The sequence below is a fragment of the Nostoc sp. CALU 1950 genome (assembly GCF_051172895.1).
GTDB lineage: Bacteria > Cyanobacteriota > Cyanobacteriia > Cyanobacteriales > Nostocaceae > Nostoc > Nostoc edaphicum_A.
Map to the genome: position 1 here is coordinate 1 of NZ_JBDNJQ010000274.1, position 5,285 is coordinate 5,285.

Annotated in this window: 4 protein-coding genes; all 4 read left to right on the plus strand. The window is 44.7% G+C overall.

The features are described from left to right. The coding region (locus ABF638_RS36515) for a hypothetical protein (protein WP_435027640.1) at positions 1–184 on the plus strand (184 nt) is incomplete at its 5' end. 52 nt (positions 185–236) lie between these two features. Further along, on the plus strand, positions 237–734 hold the full coding sequence (locus tag ABF638_RS36520) for a hypothetical protein (protein WP_435027641.1): 498 nt from the start codon (positions 237–239) through the stop codon (positions 732–734). Positions 735–1,060: 326 nt separating this feature from the next. Next, positions 1,061–1,918: a lysophospholipid acyltransferase family protein gene (locus ABF638_RS36525; RefSeq protein WP_435027642.1), complete on the plus strand. Its 858-nt coding sequence runs from the start codon at positions 1,061–1,063 to the stop codon at positions 1,916–1,918. 320 nt (positions 1,919–2,238) lie between these two features. After that, positions 2,239–5,184, plus strand: a complete 2,946-nt coding sequence (locus ABF638_RS36530) for a lamin tail domain-containing protein (protein ID WP_435027643.1) — start codon at positions 2,239–2,241, stop codon at positions 5,182–5,184. Positions 5,185–5,285: the final 101 nt, after the last annotated feature.

Here is a 5,285-nt window from a genome sequence, read left to right on the forward strand (position 1 = left end):
ATTGGGGATTGGGGATTGGGGATTGGGGATTGGGGATTGGGGATTGGGGATTGGGCATGGAGAAGAGGCAGAGGGGCGGGGTGCGGGGGGAAGAGGGGAAAACTCTTCTCCCTTTCTCCCTTTCTCCCTGCTCCCTTGCTTCTTCCCCAGTCCTCAATTCAATCTAATCTTTGAGAATAGCTAAGTGTAAAAACGTAGTATCCTACATACTGGTATATAAAAATAATTCCAAAATCATGAGGAAAAACCCCATAGGATTACTACTTAGTGGAGTGATTGTCAGTTTTGGACTGTCATCATTGTTGGCTCAAGCACAACAACAGGTTTCTGATGCCCAAGTCGCGGCGATGGTAGAGGCGCTGCGACTAGCTGCACCGCAGACCCGCATTGCAAATGATGGACTTTACAGTGAATGGCAAGTTAAACCAGAAACCTTAAAAGGCTGGTCGAAACATTGTCTCAAAAAAGAACTAACACCGACGCAGTTTGAAAACAGCCCTGCGACAGCACGCCAAGTTATATCCTGTATCACCCGCCGAGAGTTAAATAAGCAGTTTATAGCCAGCAGCAATAATGAAACCGCCGCTGTGCGTGGCGTCGGTTGTTGGTGGATGACTGGTAACTATACAGGCTGCAACAGCGGATTTACTGCTGCATATCTTCAAAAAGTTTTGGGTTTTTACCAACAACAGCGTTCAAAACCAGCAATCACTCCATCCTCATCACCAAAATAATCGCCGTGATGTGGCAATGATTATGCGATCGCAATTAAGGAAAATCAGTCATTATAGTACAACATAGTACAATGCATTTAAAACCAACAGTTTTGATATATTACGATTGACATCCTCCCACGGCAAAAGCCGATGGGATTCCAAAAATCAAAGAAAGTCAAAGACCTAGCAGAAGTAATTATGTTGGAATTCGCTACTGCTAGAGGAAAAATCGACTTAAAGTATTTAATAAAGTCTTTAGAGGAATCAGGTTTTGTGCATAGAGCAAAACTAATCATACCTACAAAGGATTGTTTGACCTTTGCCAATCCTGTTAAAATGCATCGATGTCAAAAAAGCAACATCTCTTAAACAAAAAACCCGGTTGGTCTTTGGATGAGCGAGATCCAAAGTTCATAGAATCTCTTATGCCCCTGTTTGGCTTTTTGTATCACTACTATTTCCGAGTTCAAACTAGTGGCTGGGATAACATTCCGCCCCAACAAAAAGTTCTATTTGTCGGTTCGCACAATGGGGGACTCGCTGCACCCGACATGGCAATGATGATGTACGACTGGTTCCGCCGATTTGGTGTGGAGCAACCCATTTATGGTTTGATGCATCCCAAAGCTTGGCAGGTTAGTCCGCCACTAGCGCAACTGGCCGCCAAGGCAGGAGCAATTATTGCCCATCCGAAAATGGCTTATACCGCCTTGCACTCTGGAGCTAGTGTGCTAGTTTATCCAGGTGGAGCCGAAGATGTCTTTCGACCGTGTTATTTACGTAACAAAATCTACTTTGCAGGGCGGCAAGGATTTATCAAGTTAGCGTTACGGGAAAATGTGCCGATTGTGCCTGTGATTTCCTGGGGCGCTCACGATACGCTAATTGTGCTTGCTGACATTTACAAAGTTGTGCAGCAACTCCATGAGTGGGGAATGCCTTGGCTGTTGGGGATTGATCCGGAAGTTTTTCCGATCTATCTTGGACTACCTTGGGGATTAGCAATTGGCCCGTTGCCCAACATTCCATTACCTGTGCCCATGTACACACGGGTTTGTCCGCCAATTGTATTTGAACGCTACGGTCGAGAAGCAGCTAGCGATCGCCACTATGTCAATGAATGTTATGAATTAGTTGTTAGTCAGATGCAGCAAGAGTTAGATCACTTAGTGAAGCTAACTGCTAAAGCCAATTCTCTATGATCATACATATAATTTAGTCTGCCTACTGCAAAACAAAAGCCCTTCACGCAGCGTCCCACTCTCAAGGCCATTTTCAGGTAAATAGACCATACCAGACGGGTACAGCATTGCTGTGCCCGTCTGAGCGATGTCTACGGTGGGTAAACTACGCCACAGTGAATGTGAATCAAGATGGTAGGTTCTCGGATATATTGGGCAACCTAAAAGTAAGCGATCGCCACTTTTGCCTTACTCGGTGAATACAGTATTGCGTAGACACAGAGTGCCTTGTCGCAGACATTGCACTCATTCAATTAAAATCAGGAGCTAGTGAAGCATAAATGAGTCTACTGTTAAAATGTCTTTTAGCGGTCAATCACAACCCCCTCAACCGTTATAAAAAACTACTAAGTAGCCTTGCTCTCTCACTGTGCACCCTGAGTTTTGGCATACAAGCTGCTCAGGCTGAAGGTAGTCGCACCCTATATCCCAGTGGCGCCCCAGCCAGCAGTAGCAGAGCTAATCTAGAGTGGCGTACTGATACTTATGGCGGTCTTGTGCTGCGACGAACTTTGCTGAAAGTCTATGCCAATAAAGATGAGTATATTCTTTTGGGTTCCAGTGCAGTTGGGGTAAATAACGGTAATATCCGCGTTTACAACCCCGGTCGTGTTAGTGGCAGTATTGGCAGTGAAACTGTTCCTGGCACAGCAGATTTTGTGTGTACTTCTCAAGCTGGGCGGGGCTTCATCTCAACTCGCCAACAGGAGTTAAATGGCCCCCGTGCTATTTCTGGCGGAGGTAATCCCAACGGCTATATTCCCTGCTACTACCAAGCTCCATCCACTGGAGTTTATGACATAGTTTTCTACGGGCCTGATGGGGGTAACTCTTCCGCTAATGGCGCTCCTACTGGTGAAATTAATTTGAGTAGTGGGAACAACTTTGGTACTCAACAAGGAACTAGTGTTGCAGCTTGGGATGTAACGGTACGAAGTAGCGATCAAACTTCAATAACTGACTTTAACGGGCGGTTATTTAGCTATTATCTAGCTTTATTTACGGGTAATAACGGTCGATATCTCAACTTCCCGGTCTATCCAGTAACCACAGATGGATTCCGATATAAAGTAGAACTCAGAGGCACAGATCCGAATGGATTCGTTCTCTATGGTAATCAAACTGGCTTTTTTGACAGTGACGGGATATCACCCCTGTATCACGATATACTAGGGGCAGATAGTCAGCTGGCAAATCCCCAAGGTGGTGTTAGCTTGGCTCGTCCCCAATACGCTACTTTTTTCAACTCCATCGACACCAACGTGCTTCCATACGTTGACCGTTACAAACGAGATGGCACTTTAGAAGGAACTGGTACTCCCCTTAGCCCAATTATTCCTCTTATTAGTAATTTACAATTCAACGGTACGGTTTTAGGAAATAACAGTTCTTTTGGCACAGGCGGTACTTTATCTTTTGATAGCAACGTCACAGGCACTTACGAACTCATTATCAGCCGAGACGGCAGCAATTTTGATCCCAGCAACTCCCAAAACCGTCTTCTGCGAGGGATTATGGCTACAACGGGACAGCAAGCGATTAGTTGGGATGGTAAAGATAACAGTGGCAATTTTTTCCCGGTTGGCAGTGATTACAAAGTTCGTGTCAGAACTTATGGAGGTGAATATCACTTTCCCTTGCTGGATGCGGAAAATAATTTTACTGGTGGCCCTACCATTACAATGCTGAATGCTACTAACCCCATAGGCAACAGTAGAGGATTTTACGACGATCGCGGTTATAAAACTATCGGTGGCACTCAAATTGGTACTACTGGTCAAGTACTCTGTGGAATTAATCCACCAAACCCAGCCTTCAGTGACCCAATTAATGGTTTTGACACCGCTAGCAATGACCGGAAATTTGGTCAGAATGGTAACGCTGGTAATGCTGGGACATCATGCAACGGCTCTTTTGGAGATACCAAAGGGCTGGATTTATGGACTTATTATCCTGGTCAAACTGCACCAACTCCATTGAACATCATTGATATAGTTTCACCCAGCGCTGGCAAAATTATGATCAACGAAGTTTTGTATAGTGAAACTGGTACTGCGACTAACACTAATGATGAGTTTATTGAACTTTATAATGCTTCTTCTTCACCTGTAGATTTGAGTGGTTTGAAGTTAGCAGATGGACACCTGACTGCTAGTGATAATGATGGTACTAATGGCTTTACTTATACATTTCCTAACGGCACAACTTTACAACCGGGGCAATATGCTGTGATTTGGATTGGGGATAACAACGCCAATCATCAAGCCACAGCAGCAGCTTTCCAAGCTTGGTTGGGACAGACTCCCAAACTCAACAACTCCGGTGATGATATTTGGTTGTACGATAATCAGGATAAAATTATTGACTATATTGCCTATGGCAGTGGTAGTGAGGTTAATACACCTCCTGCAAGTGTTCTCAATCTTTGGGACAACACATATCAGTCTTCCTTAATTGGAGCTAGCAATGGACAATCTATCAGCTTGACCCCCAATGGCCAGGATACTAATGTCAGTGCTTGCTGGGAAGCAACCACCAGTGGGAACTCTAGCACACGGTGTACAAATTACCTACCAACTAGAGACACTGATACTATAGCTAATCGTGTTACCAGTGTTGGGGAAAGTAATAACGGTGCTACTGCTGTGAATGCAAAGCTTTTGTTAGTGAAACGCATCACCCGCATCAATAACCAAGATTTAACCGATATTGTCGATGGTCTGAGCAACGTTGCTGTTACTGCTGCTAATTATGTCCCAGAACCATTCGCCTCTGATGATAACTATATTACATGGCCGGCTGGCTACCTGCGGGGATTGATCAATGCTGGAACCGTCAAACCAGGAGATGAGTTGGAATACACTATCTACTTCCTCTCCCAGGGCCCAAGTAATGCTACTAACGTTAAATTCTGCGACTTAGTACCTAGCAGTACTACTTTTATTTCCACTGCGTTTAATGGTAATACTCCTGGTGATGGTGGTTTAACAGTCGCAGATCAAGGTATTGCCCTTGCCCTTGGTTCTAGTAGTCCCACAGTTTACCTCACCAATATAGAGGATGCAAGCGATCGCGGACGTTTTTATGCTGCTAACGAACCAGCACCATCATACTGTGGTGCTAACACCAATGGAGCTGTGGTGGTAAGCATCACGCGGAGTCCAGATTTACCCAATTTAGCCAAAGATTTTTACGGTTTTGTTCGCTTCCGCGCCAGGGTGAAATAAGAAAAAGTGAGGAGTGAATAGTTATGAGTTAGCAGTTTTGAATCTTTAACTCCTAACTCCTAACTCCTAACTCCTAACTCCTAACTCCTAACTCCTAACTC

Bases quoted from the DNA above. Each gene is read 5' to 3' on its own strand.
- ABF638_RS36520 (WP_435027641.1), top strand. From the start codon at position 237: ATGAGGAAAAACCCCATAGGATTACTACTTAGTGGAGTGATTGTCAGT.
- ABF638_RS36525 (WP_435027642.1), top strand. From the start codon at position 1,061: ATGTCAAAAAAGCAACATCTCTTAAACAAAAAACCCGGTTGGTCTTTG.
- ABF638_RS36530 (WP_435027643.1), top strand. From the start codon at position 2,239: ATGAGTCTACTGTTAAAATGTCTTTTAGCGGTCAATCACAACCCCCTC.